This is a genomic window from Streptomyces sp. NPDC026246 (genome assembly GCF_055567995.1).
Window position 1 is genome coordinate 746,641 of record NZ_JBVHPJ010000001.1, and the last position, 17,079, is coordinate 763,719.

A 17,079-nucleotide genomic window follows, 5' to 3' on the forward strand; every position below is an offset into this window, starting at 1 on the left:
CCTTCTTTCCTGATGGTGTGTAAATACGACCACAACGCCCACAGTGGGGTGAATGGATGCTCGCACGCAGTAGACAGGTGGCCCTCCTCCTGACCGTCGTCCTCGCCGCAGGCGCCGCCTGCCAGGCCCGCGACCACGAACCGCCCCGTTCCGGGCGCCCGGCCCCGGCCGCCGGACCCCGCGGCTTCACCCTCGTCGCCTCCGGCGACGTCCTGCCGCACGACTCGATCATCGACCGGGCCCGCTTCGACGCGGGCGGCACCGGCTACGACTTCCGGCCGATGCTGTCCGGCATCCGCCCCGTCGTCTCCCGCGCCGACCTCGCCCTGTGCCACATGGAGACGGTCTACGGCGAGAACGGCGCCTACACCGGCTACCCGGCCTTCAAGTCGCCGCCCGAGGTGGCCCCGGCCCTCGCCGCCACGGGCTACGACGGCTGCTCCACCGCCTCCAACCACAGCCTCGACGACGGTGCCGACGGCATCCGGCGCACCCTCGACGCCCTCGACAGCGCGGGCGTGCGGCACGCCGGATCCGCCCGCTCCGAGCAGGAGGCCGGCACGGTCACCGTCCTGCAGGCCGGCCCGGCCGAGGTCGCCCACCTCGCCTACAGCTACGACACCAACGGCCGGCCCCTGCCGCCCGGGCAGCCCTGGGCCGTGAACCTCATCGACGAGGCGAAGATCATCGAGGACGCCCGGGCCGCGCGGTCCGCGGGCGCCGACGTGGTCGTCGTGTCGATGCACTGGGGCACCGAGTGGCAGGACGCGCCCGACGAGCGGCAGGTGGCCCTCGCCCGGAGCCTCACCGCGGCCCGCAGCGGGAACCGCCCCGCCATCGACCTGATCCTCGGCACCCACGCCCACGTCCCGCAGGCCTACGAGAAGGTCAACGGCACCTGGGTGGTCTACGGCATGGGCGACCAGATCGCCGGCGAGATGACCGGGCCCGACGGCACCCCCGACCCCCGCGGCAACCAGTCCACCCTCGGCCGCTTCACCTTCGCCCCGCCCGCCACCCCCGGCGGCCGCTGGGAGGTGACCAAGGCGGAGTTCGTCCCGCAGCTCTTCGACGTCGACGCCGGCCGGGTCGTGAACCTCAACCGGGCACTGGCCCAGGGCGCCGACGTCCGCGCCGTCCGCGACCGCATCCGGGACGTCGCCCTCAGCCGCGGCGCCGCCGGGGACGGACTGGTGATGGGCGGCTGAGGCCGCCTAGGAGCCTTCCGTCCGGTCCGCCGCCGTCCTCGCCAGCTCGGAGCGCCGGTAGGAGTAGCCGAAGTAGATCACCAGACCGACCGCGAACCAGACGGCGAACCGCACCCAGGTCTGCCACTGCAGGAACGTGATCAGCCAGATCGAGAACACGATGCCCACCGCCGGCACGACCGGCATCCACGGCGTGCGGAAGCTGCGCGGCAGCTCGGGCTGCCGGTACCGCAGCACGATCACCGCCGCGCACACCACCACGAACGCCAGCAGGATGCCGATGTTGGTCAGCTCGGCCGCCTCGCCGATCGGCAGGAACCCGGCGATGGCGGCCGAGGCGACCCCGACGATCCAGGTGACGCGCGTGGGCACGTGGCGCTTGGGGTCCGTCTTCGCGAACCACTTCGGCAGCAGCCCGTCCCGCGACATCGAGAACCAGACCCGGGTGACGCCCAGCATGAACGTGAACATCACCGTGAGGATGCCGATGATCGCGCCCACCGCGATGACGTCCGCCAGCCCGCTCAGCCCGACCGACTTGAACGCCGTCGAGAAGCCGCTCTCCGGGTCGATGTCCTGGTAGTTCTGCATGCCGGTCAGGACCAGGCACGCCGCCACGTACAGCACCATCGAGATCACCAGCGAGTAGATGATCGCCTTCGGCATGTGCCGCTGCGCGTCCTTGGACTCCTCCGCCGCCGTCGACATCGCGTCGTAGCCGAACACCGCGAAGAACACCGTGGCCGCGCCGGTGAACGCCCCGCCCACGCCGTAGGGGAAGAACGGGTCGTAGTTGGCCGTGTCGATGTGGAAGACGCCGACCCCGATCACCAGCAGGACCACCAGGACCTTCAGCACCACCACGACCGTCTCGAACCGGGCCGCGTTCCGGATGCCGAGCGTGAGGAGGTACGCGATCAGCAGGCACAGCAGCGCCGCGAACAGGTCGACCCGGTGCCCGTCCCCGGTCCCGGGCGCCCCCAGCATCCACGCGGGCAGGTCCGCGCCCATCTCGCCCACCAGGAAGCTGAAGTAGCCGGAGATGCCGATGGCGACCACCGCCACGATCGCCGTGTACTCCAGCAGCAGGTCCCACCCGATGAACCAGCCCGCCAGCTCGCCGAGCACCGCGTAACCGTAGGTGTACGCCGAACCGGCCTTCGGGATCAGCCCGGCGAACTCCGCGTAGGACAGGGCGGCCGCCGCGCTGGCGACGCCCGCGATGAGGAACGACACCAGGACGGCCGGGCCCGCCGTGCCGTTGGCCACCGTGCCGGCCAGCGTGAAGATGCCCGCGCCGATGATCCCGCCGACCCCGATGGCGGTCAGCTGCCACAGCCCCAGCGACCGCTCCAGTTGCGGCCCCGCGCCGGCCTCCGTCTCCTCGATCCGCTCGATCGGTTTGCGGCGGAGAATCCCTTCACCCATCCGGATCCCGGCCATGTGCCTCACCTCTTCGCGCGTGGCAATCGGCTGACGGCGGATCATGATGGCCCAGCACGACGCCCGACGGAAGACACCACGCACGGGCGGATCCCCCGAGCGGGTTCTACGGCACCACCGTCACCGGCCAGCGTCCCGCCTTCACCAGGCGGACCGCCACCGAGCCCACGATGCGGTGGCCCGCCTGCTCCGAGGCGCCCACCACCACGGCGTCCGCCTTCAGCTCGTCGGCCGCCTTCACCAGACCGTTGTACGGATCGCCGCGGAAGGTGTGGAACTCCCACCGGACCTCGAATATCCCCTTGAGTCGTTCGGCGGCCTCCCGGATGTGCGCCACCAGCTCCTCGGCGATCTCGTCGGTCGTCTCCGCCACCGGCGCGCCGAGCGCGGCCCCCGCCGCCAGCACCGGCTGCACGTACACCACCGCGAGCAGCGCGTTCTGCCGCCGCGCCAGACCACCGGCGTAGGCGGCGGCCCGCAGGGAGGAGTCGGAGCCGTCCACCCCGACCACGATCACCTTCGGCCCGTCCGTGCCCCGCTCGAACCGAGAGAAGTGCTGCTGTTCCGTCACGGGGGGAGGCTATCGAAGGGCGTACCCGGCACCGGCAGGCGGGAGCCGCGCCGAGGCACGCACCGCTCTCGAGGGGCGAGGTCGCCCGGGTGTTCCTACAGTCGAAGGCATGAGCGTCATCGCGGACACCGGGACGGCCGAGGACACCACCGGTCCGATACGCCCGCCCCACCGGGCCCACGGCTTCCTCACCCGGGTACCCCAGGGCTTCGCGGTCTGCTTCGGCGCACTCGGCCTGCTGTGCGCCCTGCTCGCCGTCATCCCGCCGCTGCGCACCGCGCTGCGCCCCCTGGTGCACTTCTTGGACCTGCTGCTCGTCCCGGTCAGCGCCAACCTCGCCTACGCGGTCTTCCTCTTCCTGCTCGCCGCCGCCACCGGGGCGCGCAAGAAGGTCGCCTGGTGGCTGGTGGTGGTCTACCTCGGCCTGCTGGTCCTCACCGACGTCCTCGGCATGGCCGTCGGCGAGTTCGCCGAGTCCGTCCCCTCCTTCGTGGTGTGCGGCCTGGCCCTCGTCCTGCTGATCGTCGCCCGCCGCGAGTTCTACGCCGCCTCCCGCCGCGCCGCCGTCCGCCGGGCCCTCGCCGTCCTGGTCGCCGGCCTCGTCGTGGCGATCCTCGTCGGCTGGGGCCTGGTGGAGGCCTTCCCCGGGACCCTGCCCAGCGGGCAGCGGCTGGCGTGGGCCGCGAACCGCGTCTGCGGCGGACTCGTCCCCGCCGGGAGCTTCGACGGCCGCCCACCGCACGCCCTGTACTTCTTCCTCGGCCTGTTCGGCGCGCTCGCCCTGCTGAACGCGGCCGCCACCCTGTTCCGCTCCCAGCGCCTGGAAGCCGCCCTGCACGACGACGAGGAGGCCCGCATCCGCGCCCTCCTCGCCCGCTACGGCGACCAGGACTCCCTCGGTTACTTCGCCACCCGCCGCGACAAGGCCGTCGTCTTCTCACCCAGCGGCAAGGCCGCCGTCACCTACCGGGTCGAGGCCGGCGTGTGCCTGGCCAGCGGCGACCCGGTGGGCGACCGGGAGGCCTGGCCGCACGCGATCGCCGCCTGGCAGGACGTGGCCCGCCGCCACGCCTGGGTCCCGGCCGTCATGGGCGCCTCCGAGGAGGGCGCCCGGGCCTTCGTCCGCGCCGGGCTCGGCGCCCTGCAACTCGGTGACGAGGCGATCCTGCACGTCCTCGACTTCGACCTCGACGGCCGCGACATGCGCGTCACCCGCCAGGCCGTCAACCGCGTCCGCCGCCTCGGCGTCACCTGCCGCGTGCGCCGCCACTCCACCCTCACCGAGGAGGAGATGCGGCAGCTCGTCGAACGGGCCGACGCCTGGCGCGACACCGAGACCGAGCGCGGCTTCTCCATGGCCCTGGACCGCCTCGGCGACCCCGCCGACGGCGACTGCCTGCTCGCCGAGGCGATGGACGAGCACGGGCGCCTCCTCGCCATCCAGTCCTTCGTCCCCTGGGGCAGGGACGGGGTCTCCCTGGACCTGATGCGCCGTGACCGGGAGGCCCCCAACGGGGTCATGGAGTTCATGGTGGCCGAACTGTGCGCCGCCGCCCCCAAGCTGGGCGTGCGCAAGGTCTCCCTGAACTTCGCCGTGTTCCGCTCGGTGTTCGAGGAGGGCGCCCGCATCGGGGCCGGACCGGTGCTCCGCCTGTGGCGCAGACTGCTGCTGTTCTTCTCCAAGTGGTGGCAGCTGGAGGCCCTGTACCGCTCCAACGCCAAGTACCGCCCCGAGTGGTACCCCCGCTTCCTGTGCTACGCGGAGGCCGCCTCCCTCGCGAAGGTCGGCCTCGCCTCCGGCATCGCCGAGGGGTTCGTCTCCGTACCGTCGATGCGCAAGCTGTGGGGAAAGGGGCACCCGAGGAACGGGCAGCGGCCCTCCACGACCGAAGGGCTGCCGTCGCTGGCGGCGCTCGGTCTCGACGGAGGGGACGGGACCGGGCCCGCCGACCCCCAGGACGCCCTGCCCGACCAGGTCCGCGTCCGCCACCGCAAGCTCGACCGGCTGCGCGCCGACGGCACCGACCCCTACCCGGTGGACATCCCCGCCCGCACCCACACCCTCGCCGAGGTGGAGCCGGGCCGGGACGTCACCGTCGCCGGGCGCATCATGCTGGTCCGCGACTTCGGCGGCATCGTCTTCGCCGTCCTGCGCGACTGGTCCGGCGACCACCAGCTCGCCCTCACCCGCGACCGCTCCGGCCCCGCGCTGGACCGCTTCACCGCCGACACCGACATCGGCGACCACATCACCGCCACCGGCCACGCCGGCGTCAGCGACCGCGGCGAACCGACCGTCTTCGTCACCTCCTGGCAGCTCACCGGCAAGTGCCTGCGCCCGCTGCCCGACAAGCGCCGGGGCCTGGCCGACCCCGAGGCCAAGGTCCGCATGCGCTACTTGGACCTCGCCGCCAGCCCCGCCGCCCGCGACGTGGTCCGCGCCCGCTCCACCGCCGTCCAGGCCGTGCGCCAGGGCCTGCTGGCACGCGGCTACCTCGAGGTCGAGACACCGGTGCTCCAGCAGATCCACGGCGGCGCCAACGCCCGCCCCTTCACCACCCACATCAACGCCTACGACCTCGACCTCTACCTGCGCATCGCCCCCGAGCTGTACCTCAAGCGGCTGTGCGTGGGCGGCATGGAGAAGGTCTTCGAGATGGGCCGCACCTTCCGCAACGAGGGCACGGACTACAAGCACAACCCCGAGTTCACCATCCTGGAGGCCTACCAGGCGTACGCCGACTACGACGTGATGCTCGACCTCGTGCGCGAGCTGATCCAGGAGGCCGCCACCGCCGCCTTCGGCCGACCCGTCGCCCGCAAGGACGGCCAGGAGTACGACATCTCCGGCCCCTGGCCCGTCAAGACCGTCTACGGCGCCGTCAGCGAGGCCCTCGGCGAGGAGATCCACCCCGGCACCGGCGTCGAGTCCCTCAAGCGCCTGTGCGACGGCGCCGGGGTGCCGTACGTCGCCGACGACGGCCACGGCGACATCGTCCTGGAGATGTACGAGCGGCTGGTGGAGGAGCGGACCGGGCTGCCCACCTTCTACAAGGACTTCCCGACCGAGGTCTCCCCGCTGACGCGGCAGCACCGCACCGACCCGCGCCTGGCCGAACGCTGGGACCTGGTCGCCTTCGGCACGGAACTCGGCACCGCCTACTCGGAACTCACCGACCCGGTCGAACAGCGCCGCCGGCTCACCGCCCAGTCGCTGCTCGCCGCCGGCGGCGACCCCGAGGCCATGGAGCTCGACGAGGACTTCCTCGACGCCCTGGAGTACGCGATGCCGCCCACCGGCGGACTCGGCATCGGCGTCGACCGGCTCGTCATGTTCCTCACCGGCCTCACGATCCGCGAGACCCTGCCCTTCCCCCTGGTGCGCCGGCGCTGACCCGACTGCGTGGGCCGGACGGGTGAAACCGTGCCGCCACACCGGTGTTGCGCAGGTGCGTCGGCCTTCGCCCGGGCGACTGATACGTCATGAAGAAGGATCAGTTGCTCTCCCGGCTGCTCACCCGGCGCCGGGCGTTGATCGCGGGCGCCGGAGCCGTGGGAGCGGCCGCCACCGCCGGGGTGTTCACGGCGGTCACCGGGGACCCGCCCACCGGGGCCGCCCCGGCCGCGGGGCCCCCGGCCCGCCGTCCCCCCAACTCCTCCGCGTACCGCCTCCAGCCGCTCACCGGCTACGGCCCCCCGCGCGCCGCGCCCCGCCGGACCCTGGTACGCCGCGAACCGATGCTCCGCGTGTCCGGACGCGGCCGCACCATGGTGCTGACCTTCGACGACGGCCCCGACCCGCGCTACACCCCCCACATCCTGGACACCCTCGCCGAGTACGACGTGCGCGCGATGTTCTTCGTGTGCGGCGAGATGGCCGTGGACAACAAGAAGCTGCTCGCGCGGATGAGCGACGAGGGGCACGTCGTCGGCAACCACACCTGGTCCCACCCCCTGCTGACCGGACTCACCCGCCGGCAGATCCGCTCCGAGATGGAACGCACCAGCGACGTCATCGCGAACGCCTGCGGGGACCGCCCCGAGTGGTTCCGCGCCCCCTACGGCGCCTGGAACCGCGCCGCCTTCCAGCTCGGCGCCGACCTCGGCATGGAACCGCTCGCCTGGACCGTCGACACGCTCGACTGGACCACCCCCGGCACCCCCTCCATCGTCGAGCGCGTCGAGAAGGGCGCCGCCCCCGGCGTCGTGGTGCTCTCCCACGACGCCGGGGGCGACCGTTCCCAGAGCGTCCGCGCCCTGCGGCGCTACCTGCCCGAACTGCTCGACTCCGGCTACCACGTCACCGTGCCGCGGCGGCACTACGCCTGACACCACGGGGCCTTCTCCCGCCCGGCCGGGTGCGCTCAGCGCACCTCGACCATGCGGGCGAAGGCCACGACGTTGCCCGCGTAGCCGTCCTGCTCGGTGAAGCCGCCCCCGCAGGTGATGACCCGCAGTTCGGCGGCGCCCTTGGAGCCGTAGACCCGGTCGCCGGGGAAGTCGTCCTTGGCGAACACCTCGACGCCGTAGATCTCGAACACGGCCGTCCTGCCGTCCTGCCGGGCGATCTCGACGCGGTTGCCCTGCTTCAGCGCCCCCAGCCCGTAGAACACGGCGGGACCCTGCTGGTTGTCGACATGGCCGACGACGACCGCCGTGCCCTTCTCGCCGGGGGTGACGGCGCCGGTGAACCAGCCGGCCAGGTTGGGGTCCTCGGGCGGGGGCGCGCCGACCCAGCCGTCGGCGTCCAGACCCACCGGGATGATCGGCGCGTCGACCTGGATGGCCGGGATCGCGACCCGGGCCGGGACGGCGTAGGGCAGGGGCTTCACGGTCCCGGCGAAGGTGTCACCGGGCACCCGGGTGTCGGCGGCGGCCGCCGTGGCCGGCTGGGGCGGCCCCTGGTCGAACTCTCCCGAACCATTCCGAATGAGCGCGAGGCCGGTGAGCAGAACAAGCGCTATCACGCCCCACGGGGCGCGCTTCTTCCGCCGGGCCTCCTCTTCCGCCGCGGCCAGCTCGGACGCAGACATGGGCCATCCCCTCTCGACGCGGCCGTCGCCGGGTCAATCGCGCATATCCAGCACGCTAAGTGCCGCGCCGGAAACCGGCGACGGGGCGACGGCGAACGGGTGGCCCCGCGGCGCGGCAGGCGCCTCGGCACGCTGAGGTGAGCCATCCGAGTTGCCGCGGCGAGATAATTTCCGACCGGCTGTGACCTGCGGTGATGTCCCCCGGCGCGGTGGTCCGGCCGCACCTTCGCTCACCAGGACGGACCATTCCCGAAATGCGGCTCGGGGCGCGGCAACTGACTGTCTTTCTGGGAGGCGCTTTCTCGCCGATCTACCGGGGAACGGGTCCCGGGGCGTCTTCCGCGGAGGATCACATGCGTAACACTCGTGCTCTGGCGGTGGCCGGCGCGGCAGTGGCCGCCCTCGGTCTGTCGGCTCCCGCGGCCATGGCGTGGGACACCCCCAGCAACATCGTCGCCCTGCCCGGCGTCATCGCCCGGGGCGGGCAGCTGACCATCACCGTCGACGGCTGCCGCAACGGCGGTACGGCGACGTCCAACGCGTTCGCACCGACCCGGCTGTCGCCCGTCCACCACGGCGGCAAGGGCAGCGAGAGCGACCGGAGCGGCGGTGGCAACGAGGACGGGCGGGGCACCGGCGGCAACGGGGACGGGCGGGGCACCGGCGGCAACGGGGACGGGCACGGCACCGGCGGCAACGGGGACGGGCGGGGCACCGGCGGCAACGGGGACGGACGGGGCACCGGCGGCAACGGGGACGGACGGGGCACCGGCGGCGGCAGCGACACCGCGCGGGGCACCGCCATCATCAACAGCAACGCCCGCCCCGGCTCGTACGACATCACCGTCACCTGCAACGGCCGGACGCTGACCAAGCCGCAGGCCTTCACCGTCATCGGCGGCGTCCGCGGCGGCATCGGCGGCAGCAGCACCACCGGTGCCACCCCGACCGACATGGCCATCGGCGGCGGCCTGGTGGCCGCGGCGGTCGTCGGCGGCGGTGTCTTCTGGATGCGCCGCCGGGCCGAGCGGCACGCCTGACGCCTCGGCGTCCGTCCCCGCCACGAGGCGCGCACGTGAACGGTCGCCGCCCCGGGCCCCCCTCGCCGGGAGGCCCCGGGGCGGCGATCTGCGCGGCACGCGCACCTCGCTCAGCCCGCGTCCTCGTCCGTGCGCCGGCGCGAGAAGTGGTGGGCGACACCCAGCGATCCGGCGATGAGCGCCGCCCCCAGGCCGATGTTCCCGACGTCGACCCCGGCGATGGTGCCGCCCTCACCCGCGTGCACACCCTTCGGGTGGCGTGTGTGGTGGGTCGGGTGATCGGTGGGGTGGTGCGTCGGACGGCCCCCGGCGATGGTCAGGCGCGCCGTACCGCTCGACTCGTCGCACGCGAACTCCACGTCGTAGATCGCGCCGGGCCTGGCGTCCCGGTCGACCACGGCCCTGGCCCGCGACTCGTGCCGCGGGATGGTCACCAGGTCGAAGACCGGCGAGTTGACCGCCGCCTCCCCCCGGCAGGCGTGGTTGCGCTCGACGTAGACGGTGACCCGGCCGCCGGGTTCGACCACCGACGGCTCCACGCCGAAGCGGAAGTCGGGCCGCATGGCCGCGTCCGCGGGAGGCATGCAGGAGGTCAGGGCGCCGGCGCCCAGCAGTACGGCCGAAGCGACGTGTATCGCGCGCATGGTGTTCCCTCCGGGTCCTCGAAGCGCAGCCGCGGACCGGTTCCGCTCACGTCACACCTGCACCTCGATGCCCGAAACGCTAGGAAGACACGGACGGGTGCGCGATCCCCGTAGTGCGAACGGGGGAACGGTGTGGGCCGCACGGGGGAACTGCGCGCGTACGGCCGGGGGACGGCGGCGGCGTGTCGCGCGCCCCCCGGCCGGTGCCCGTGGTGGGGGAGGAGCCGTCAGCCCCCCGCCCCCGGGAAGAGGTTGAGGAAGGGTTCCGCCGAGGCCGCGACGCCCCTGCTGTACGGGCTGTCGAAGTCCCAGATCAGGAACAGCAGGAAGGCGATCAGCGCCGAGAACAGCCCGGCGAGGATCAGCTCGCGCGCCGTTCTGCGGATCTGCAGGACGAAGATCATCCCGATGGTGACGACGGCTCCGGCGACCAGCCCGAACCACACCACGCCCGGCATCGTCTCCCCGGTCGACTCCGCCCGGGAGATCCGGGCCTGGCTGGCCGCGGTCACCTGGTCGACCAGCGGCTGGTAGGCCTGCGCCTCGAAGTCCGTCGCCGGTTCGTAGTCCGTGACGTCCTGGCGGATCCGCGCGAAGAGCTCGTCGCCGCGCTCGGTGACCTCGCCCCGGTCGGCCATGGCGTCCCACTCCGTGGTGACGACGTGGCTGACATAGGCCTGGACGTCCTCCCGGATGCGGTCGCGCTCGTCGGGCGGGTAGACCCGCACGCGCTCCGAGATCTCGTGCAGTGCGGTCGCCTCGGCCTGGACGTGGTCCTGGGCGGCACTGCGGCCCTCCCAGACACCGGCGATCGCCAGTCCCAGGACGATGGCGTAGACCACGCCGATCCACATCGTCATGTACTCGATGACGTCCGGGGTCTCGTTGGGATCCTCGTCCTCGGCAACCCTGCGGTGCCGTACGAGGGTGATGACGACCACCACGGCACCGGCGGCCAGCATCGCGAGGGTGAGAACAAGCCATTCCGGCAAGGGGTGCCTCCAGGGTTCGGGATCAGCGCGCGCGGAGCGCGGCGACGGCGACCACCGCGGGCACCGTGACGAGCAGGACGAAGGTGAGCGGCGACATGGCGCCGTTCGCGGGCCGGGGCCGCGGCGGGGCGGCGCGGTAGCGCGGGTAGTGCACCGGCGCCGCGGACGGAGCCGGGGCCGGGGTGGCCGACGGGGCCGGCGCCGGGGGAGCGGGTGGTGGCGGCACCGGTCGCGGGGCCGGCCGGGGCGGTGGCGCCTCCGGGCGCGGCGCGGGCGCGGGCGGCGGTTTTGGCTTCGCCGTGGGCTTCGGGGGCGGGGGAGGCGGCGGCGGGGGCGGCTTCGGCGACGGCGGCGGGGTGGGGCTCGGCGTCGGGGTGGGGGTCGGCTTCGGCGGAGGGGGCGTCGGCGTGGGTGTGGGCGTCGGTTCGCAGGTGGGAGGGGGAGGAGGCGGCGGGGGCGGGGTCGGTGGGGGACACGGCCAGGTCCAGCTGCCGGCGATCGCCACCGCCTCGACGCCGTCCGGTCCCGTCGAGGCGTACGCGCAGGCGTCTGCCTCCGCCACGCCGGCCGGTGCGCCCACGAGCGTCCAGGTCAGCGTCACCACCGCCAAGGCCCGTGCGGCGAGGGCGGGTTGGTTCGAGAGGGATCCATGCACGTCGAAGATCATGAGCCCTGTGCCGCCGGGACGCGCCGGGGCGCAAGGGGATTGCCCCGAAAGGAGGACATCCGCGGGGCATCGGTTTGATCGGCCGTCGCCCGTTCGGCGTCCCGAGCGCACAGGTGTGCGTGCGCGGGGGCTTCCGCGGGCCGGGGAAAGATTTTCCGCCCCGCGTTGAACACACCCGCTGCCCCCGTGCGTATTCATGGCCGTGCGGCGGCGCAGCAGGGCGCTGCAACACCCTTGTGATAATGGGGAGTTGACGATGAAGACCTCCTGGCGGAGCGCCTCACTCGTGGCGAGCGCCGCGGCGGTCCTGGCGCTGACGACGGCGTGCGGTCAGGACAGCCCACCGGCGGCCAGCCAGAACGTGGGCGCCACGGCCGCGCCCGGAGACTACGGGAGCATCGGCGCCGGTGCGGGCGGCAGTGCGAGCCCTCAGCCCGCCGCGCCGAGCCCGTCCGGCCTGTCGAACCCCGCCGGCAAGCTGTCGGTCTCCACCGCCGACGAGATCGGCAAGGTCGTCACCGACAGCCTCGGCCTCACCCTGTACCGCTTCGACCAGGACGCCGACCAGCCGCCCAAGTCGAACTGCGACGGCGACTGCGCCAAGACGTGGCCGCCCGTCCCGGCGGACGACGCCGAGGCCGGCGAGGGCATCGCCAAGTCGCTGCTGGGCTCGGTCACCCGGGCCGACGGCACCAAGCAGCTCACGGTCGGCGGCTGGCCCGCCTACCGCTACGCCAAGGACGTCAACGCGGGTGACGTCAAGGGCCAGGGCGTGGGCGGCAAGTGGTACGCCCTCGCGCCCGACGGCAAGAAGGCGCAGGGCGGCGGGACCGGGGGCAGCGACCTGGCCGGCCTGTCCACCCGCAAGGACACCAAGCTCGGCGAGATCGTCGTCGACAAGAACGGCATGACCGTCTACCGCTTCATGAAGGACGAGGCCTGGCCCAAGCCCGTGTCGAACTGCGAGGGCGCGTGCCTGGAGAAGTGGCCGCTCGTGGAGCCCGTCGACTTCGCCGACACCAAGGGCATCCAGAAGAAGGGCTACATGATCTTCGACCGGGCCGACGGCAAGGGCGAGCAGCAGACGATCAACTGCTCGCCGATCTACACCTTCGCCGGGGACAAGGCACCCGGTGACACCAACGGCCAGGGCGTGGGCGGCACCTGGTACGCCGTCCGGCCCGACGGAAAGCCGGTCGGCGCCCCGGCGAAGTAGCGAGACCTCCCCAGGGTTGCTCGTCGTCCACCCGGAGCGCCGACCCGGTCCGCCTCTCCGTACCCCACGGAGAGGCGGACCCTTTTGCCGTGCCGGGGGATCCTCCGGGCGCGGAGCGTCATATGTTCGCGGGGCATGCGGACGGGTATCAATTCGGCACGTGCCGCAGGCAGTGACCGGGAACGGATGGTCAATTTCCGTTTCGGGTCGCTCCATTGGCGGGCGATCAGTAGCCTCTGCTCGAACACCGGATCGCCTACGCCTTGGAGAGATAGATGGAGCGTCCCGCCTGGGCCCCACGGAGCATCGACATCTCGGTGCCCAGCGTCTCCCGGATGTACGACTACTACCTGGGCGGATCACACAACTTCGAGGTCGACCGGGAAGCGGCCCGCAGGGCCATGGAGTTCATGCCGGGGCTCCCCAAGATCATGCAGGCGAACCGGGCGTTCATGCGCCGTGCCGTGCGCCACGCGGCCGCCGAGGGCATCGACCAGTTCCTGGACATCGGCTCCGGCATCCCCACCTTCGGCAACGTGCACGAGGTGGCACAGGCCGCCCGCCCGGGCGCCCGCGTGGTGTACGTCGACCACGACCCGGTGGCCGTGGCGCACAGCCAGGCGGTCCTGGAGGGCAACGAGGACGCGGGCGTCGTCGCCGCGGACCTCCTCAAGCCGCAGGAGATCCTGCGCAGTACCGAGGTGGAGCGGCTGATCGACCTGAATCGGCCAGTGGCACTGCTCCTCGTTGCCATACTGCACTTCGTGGAGGACGAGGACGACCCGTACGGGTCGGTGCGCGAACTGACCGAGGCGCTCGCGCCCGGCAGCATGCTCGTGCTCACCCACGCCTCCTACGAGGGGGTCCCGTTGCCGCCGGAGCGGGCCGGGGGCGCGGTGGACGTGTACGAGGACATCCGCAACCCGCTGATCATGCGCTCGCGCGAGGAGATCGCGCGGTTCTTCGAGGGGTACGACATGGTGGAACCCGGACTGGTGGCGATGCCGCGCTGGCGGCCCGACACCGCACCGGAGGACGAGGATCCGTACGCGTTCTCCGGGTTCGCGGGCGTGGGGCGTACGGCGTGACCGCGGAACCGGACGGGCCGGAGGACAGACTCCGCCGGTTCGCGACGATCTGGAGCCGAGCGGTCTTTCCCGTCACCTCGACGTCGTCGACCCGGACCGAGTTCGAGGCGCACCTGCTGCCGCTGGCGCGGACGTTGAGCGAGGCCCTGCGGGCCCGGGCCTTCAACGCGGAGGCGGGCCGCAACGTCGGCGCGGAGCTCGTGCACGCGCACTGCACCGACCCCGAGGCGCTCAGTCGCACCCTGGACTGCGTGGACGCCTACCTGGTCCTGTACTGCGGCGGCGACGGCGACCAGGAGGACCTGCGGGCCCGGTGCTCCCGGCTGCAGCACGCGATGGCGGCGGGCTTCGCGCGGGCCCTGCGCGAACGGACCCTGGCCGAGCAGGAGTCCATCGCCCAGGCGGCCCTGGAGGCGCAGGGCGTGGTGGCGCAGGCCCTGCACGCGAGCGAGGCACGGTTCCGCGCCGTGTTCGAGGGCGCGGCCATAGGCATCGGCATCGCCGACCTCGACGGGAACATCCTCCAGGTCAACGGCGCGCTGCTGCGCATGTTCGGCGTCTCCGAGCACGCCCTGCGCACCCGCAGCGTCAAGGAGTGGACCCACCCCGACGACGCCCCGCAGACCTGGCGCCTGTACGACGAACTCGTCCGCGGCGAACGGGAGCACTACCACCTGGAGAAGGCGTTCTACCGCCCCGACGGCACGGTGCTGTGGACCAACCTGACGGTCTCCCTGCTGCGCGACGCCGACGGCAGCCCTCAGTACCAGCTCGCCCTCATGGAGGACACCACCGAGCGCCGGCTGCTGAACCTGCGGCTGCGCTACGAGGCGACGCACGACGCGCTGACCGGGCTGCCGAACCGCACGTTCTTCTTCGAGCGCCTGGAGAAGGCACTGGGCGCCGGGGCGGGCCAGCGGTTCGGGCTGTGCTACCTCGACCTGGACGGGTTCAAGACCGTCAACGACAGCCTCGGGCACGCCGCGGGCGACCGGCTCCTGGTGGAGGTCGCCGACCGGCTGCAGTCCTGCGTCACGGCTCCCGGCGAGATGGTGGCGCGGCTCGGCGGAGACGAGTTCGTCGCCCTCACCACCGGCCCCGACACCCAGCGCGAGGTCGACGAACTCGCCGGGCGCATCATGAACGCGCTCCTCGCGCCGATCAGTGTCGACGGCCGCGAGCTGACCGTGCGGGGCAGCATCGGCGTCGTCGAGGGCCCGGCCGGCGAGCGCAGCCCGGCGGAGGTGCTGCGCAGCGCGGACATCACCATGTACCGGGCCAAGTCGGCGGGCGGCAACCGCTGGGAGCTGGCCGACCCGGAGGCCGATGCCCGTGCCATCACCCGGCACGGGCTGACCACGGCACTCCCGACGGCGCTGGAGCGCGGCGAGTTCTTCATCGAGTACCAGCCGCTGGTGCACCTCGGCGACGGCAGCGTGCGGGGCGCGGAGGCGCTGGTGCGCTGGCTGCACCCGCAGCACGGGGTGCTCGGGCCGGACCGGTTCATCCCGCTCGCCGAGCACACCGGGCTGATCGTGCCGCTGGGGCGCTGGGTGCTGGAGCAGTCGGTGCGGCAGGCTCGGGAGTGGCGGGAGCTGCACGGCGGCGAGGACGCCGGGCCGCTGCGGATCAACGTCAACCTCTCGCCGTGCCAGCTGACCCACCCGGCGCTGGTGCAGGACACCGTCGACATCCTGGAGCGCACCGGTGTCGCCCCGGACGCGCTCTGCCTGGAGGTCACCGAGTCGGCGCTCATCGGGGCGGACGACGACCTGCTGAAGCCGCTGCGGCGGCTGGCCGAGATGGGCGTCGACATCGCCCTGGACGACTTCGGTACGGGGTACTCCAACCTCGCCAACCTCCGCCGCCTGCCGGTCAGCATCCTGAAGCTGGACCGGTCCTTCACGCAGAGCATGCAGCAGTTCCCCGCGGACCCCGTCGACCTCAAGATCGTCGAGGGGATCGTCTCGCTGGCGCACAGCCTGGACCTCGCGGTGACGGTGGAGGGGGTGGAGACGGGAGCCCAGGCCGAGCAGCTCCGCGTCCTCGGCTGCGACACGGCCCAGGGCTGGTACTACGCCCGCCCGGGCCCGCCGGAGCGGCTGCACCAGCTGGCTCTGGTGGACGCGACGGGCTGAACGCCCCCGGGGGGGCGCGGGCACCGCGCGTCGGAGGCGCGGGGAACCGCGCGCACGACCACGACGGTCCCGCACCCCCTCACGGCGTTCGGCACCACGGCGCTCCCGGGCACCCCCGGCTCAGCGTTCCAGGAGCATCCGCTGCAGTTCCCGTGCCGCCCGCGGCGGGGCCACGTCGCTGCGGTGGGCGAGCGCGATCGTCCGGTGCAGGCCCGGCCGGGCCAGCGGGGTCACCCTGAGGCCGCCACCGGAGCGGGCCGCCACCATCCGGGGCACCACCGCGGCGCCGAGCCCGGCCCGGACGAAGCCCAGGACCGCGTCCATCTCGCCGCCCTCCACCGCGAAGTCCGGCTCGAAGCCCTCGGCGCGGCACGCGGCCACGGTCAGTTCGCGCAGGTCGTAGCCGTGCCGGAACATCACAAGACGCTCGCCCTCCAGGTCGGCGATGCGCACGGTGCGCCGGCCCCGCGCGGGCCCGGGCGTGTCCGGTGAGGAGACCACCACCAGGTCCTCGCGCAGCAGTTCCACCGTGGTCAGGGCGGGGGAGGGCGTGGGCAGGGGCAGCACGACCAGCGCCAGGTCCAGCGCGCCCCGGGCCAGCTCCCGCACCAGGTCGTGCGAGCCGCCCTCCTCGATCAGCAGCCGGATGCCGGGGTAGCGGTCGTGGAAGGCCCGCAGCACGTCCGGGAGCAGACCCGTGCACAGGCTCGGCGTGGCCCCGAGCCGGACCCGGCCCCGGCGCAGCTGCACCAGCTCCTGCACCTCGTGCCGGGCCGTGTCCGCGTCGGCGAGGATGCGCCGGGCCAGCGGCAGCAGCGCCTCACCGGCGTCCGTCAGCGTGATGTTGCCCCGCGCCCGCAGGAACAGATCCGCGCCCAGCTCCCGCTCCAGGGCCTTGATCTGCTGCGACAGCGACGGCTGCGCCACGTGGACCAGATCGGCCGCGCGCGTGAAGTGCCGGGTCTCCGCGACGGCCACGAAGTACTGGAGCTGCTGGAACTGCATGCTCCTACGATAGACCCACGCTATGGATTCAAGG

The 17,079-nt window shown here is 73.0% G+C and carries 13 protein-coding genes and 2 pseudogenes; 8 read left to right on the plus strand and 7 right to left on the minus strand.

Features of this window, described 5'->3' with window-relative positions; all coding sequences use genetic code 11:
• Positions 1-56 precede the first annotated feature (56 nt).
• Positions 57-1,208, plus strand: a complete 1,152-nt coding sequence (locus ACZ4M5_RS03195; protein ID WP_467732482.1) for a CapA family protein — start codon at positions 57-59, stop codon at positions 1,206-1,208.
• A gap of 6 nt (positions 1,209-1,214) precedes the next feature.
• Here the strand turns inward: ACZ4M5_RS03195 and ACZ4M5_RS03200 are convergent, their stop codons facing one another.
• Positions 1,215-2,651: an amino acid permease gene (locus ACZ4M5_RS03200; protein ID WP_467732484.1), complete on the minus strand. Its 1,437-nt coding sequence runs from the start codon at positions 2,649-2,651 to the stop codon at positions 1,215-1,217.
• 106 nt (positions 2,652-2,757) lie between these two features.
• Positions 2,758-3,222 (minus strand): universal stress protein, encoded by a 465-nt coding sequence (locus ACZ4M5_RS03205; protein WP_467732486.1) that lies wholly within the window; start codon positions 3,220-3,222, stop codon positions 2,758-2,760.
• Between the two features lie 109 nt (positions 3,223-3,331).
• Between ACZ4M5_RS03205 and lysX the strand changes: the two genes are divergently transcribed.
• Both lysX and ACZ4M5_RS03215 read left to right on the plus strand, forming a co-directional pair.
• Entirely contained in the window at positions 3,332-6,616 is a 3,285-nt protein-coding gene (lysX, locus tag ACZ4M5_RS03210; RefSeq protein ID WP_467732488.1) for a bifunctional lysylphosphatidylglycerol synthetase/lysine--tRNA ligase LysX, read from the plus strand.
• A gap of 89 nt (positions 6,617-6,705) precedes the next feature.
• A complete protein-coding gene (locus ACZ4M5_RS03215; protein WP_467732490.1) occupies positions 6,706-7,551 on the plus strand; it encodes a polysaccharide deacetylase family protein in 846 nt (281 codons plus the stop codon).
• 35 nt (positions 7,552-7,586) lie between these two features.
• On the opposite strand, the gene ACZ4M5_RS03220 is transcribed toward ACZ4M5_RS03215, so the two are convergent.
• The gene (locus ACZ4M5_RS03220) at positions 7,587-8,255 is read right to left on the minus strand and encodes a class F sortase (protein WP_467732492.1); all 669 of its coding nucleotides are present in this window, start codon (positions 8,253-8,255) and stop codon (positions 7,587-7,589) included.
• 353 nt (positions 8,256-8,608) lie between these two features.
• Here ACZ4M5_RS03220 and ACZ4M5_RS03225 point away from each other — a divergent pair.
• Both ACZ4M5_RS03225 and ACZ4M5_RS03230 read left to right on the plus strand, forming a co-directional pair.
• Positions 8,609-8,827: pseudogene (locus ACZ4M5_RS03225) on the plus strand (hypothetical protein); the annotation flags it as partial.
• Positions 8,828-8,864: 37 nt separating this feature from the next.
• Positions 8,865-9,295, plus strand: a pseudogene (locus tag ACZ4M5_RS03230) (hypothetical protein).
• A 110-nt stretch (positions 9,296-9,405) separates the two neighbouring features.
• On the opposite strand, the gene ACZ4M5_RS03235 reads toward ACZ4M5_RS03230, so the two are convergent.
• The 3 genes from ACZ4M5_RS03235 to ACZ4M5_RS03245 all read right to left on the minus strand — a co-directional run bounded on the left by ACZ4M5_RS03235 (position 9,406) and on the right by ACZ4M5_RS03245 (position 11,085).
• Entirely contained in the window at positions 9,406-9,939 is a 534-nt protein-coding gene (locus ACZ4M5_RS03235; RefSeq protein WP_467732494.1) for a hypothetical protein, read from the minus strand.
• Positions 9,940-10,166: 227 nt separating this feature from the next.
• Positions 10,167-10,931 (minus strand): bestrophin-like domain, encoded by a 765-nt coding sequence (locus ACZ4M5_RS03240; RefSeq protein WP_467732496.1) that lies wholly within the window; start codon positions 10,929-10,931, stop codon positions 10,167-10,169.
• Positions 10,932-10,953: 22 nt separating this feature from the next.
• A complete protein-coding gene (locus ACZ4M5_RS03245; RefSeq protein ID WP_333936356.1) occupies positions 10,954-11,085 on the minus strand; it encodes a hypothetical protein in 132 nt (43 codons plus the stop codon).
• A 769-nt stretch (positions 11,086-11,854) separates the two neighbouring features.
• Here ACZ4M5_RS03245 and ACZ4M5_RS03250 point away from each other — a divergent pair.
• The 3 genes from ACZ4M5_RS03250 (at position 11,855) to ACZ4M5_RS03260 (ending at position 16,040) form a co-directional block, all read left to right on the plus strand.
• Positions 11,855-12,814, plus strand: coding sequence for an SCO0930 family lipoprotein (locus ACZ4M5_RS03250; RefSeq protein WP_467732857.1), 960 nt, complete (start codon positions 11,855-11,857; stop codon positions 12,812-12,814).
• 275 nt (positions 12,815-13,089) lie between these two features.
• The gene (locus ACZ4M5_RS03255; RefSeq protein ID WP_467732499.1) at positions 13,090-13,902 is read left to right on the plus strand and encodes an SAM-dependent methyltransferase; all 813 of its coding nucleotides are present in this window, start codon (positions 13,090-13,092) and stop codon (positions 13,900-13,902) included.
• Positions 13,899-16,040, plus strand: coding sequence for a putative bifunctional diguanylate cyclase/phosphodiesterase (locus tag ACZ4M5_RS03260; protein ID WP_467732501.1), 2,142 nt, complete (start codon positions 13,899-13,901; stop codon positions 16,038-16,040). The genes ACZ4M5_RS03255 and ACZ4M5_RS03260 overlap by 4 nt, the downstream gene beginning before the upstream one ends.
• Before the next feature lie 120 nt (positions 16,041-16,160).
• Here ACZ4M5_RS03260 and ACZ4M5_RS03265 read toward each other — a convergent pair whose 3' ends face one another.
• Positions 16,161-17,045, minus strand: coding sequence for a LysR family transcriptional regulator (locus ACZ4M5_RS03265; protein WP_451879717.1), 885 nt, complete (start codon positions 17,043-17,045; stop codon positions 16,161-16,163).
• Positions 17,046-17,079: the final 34 nt, after the last annotated feature.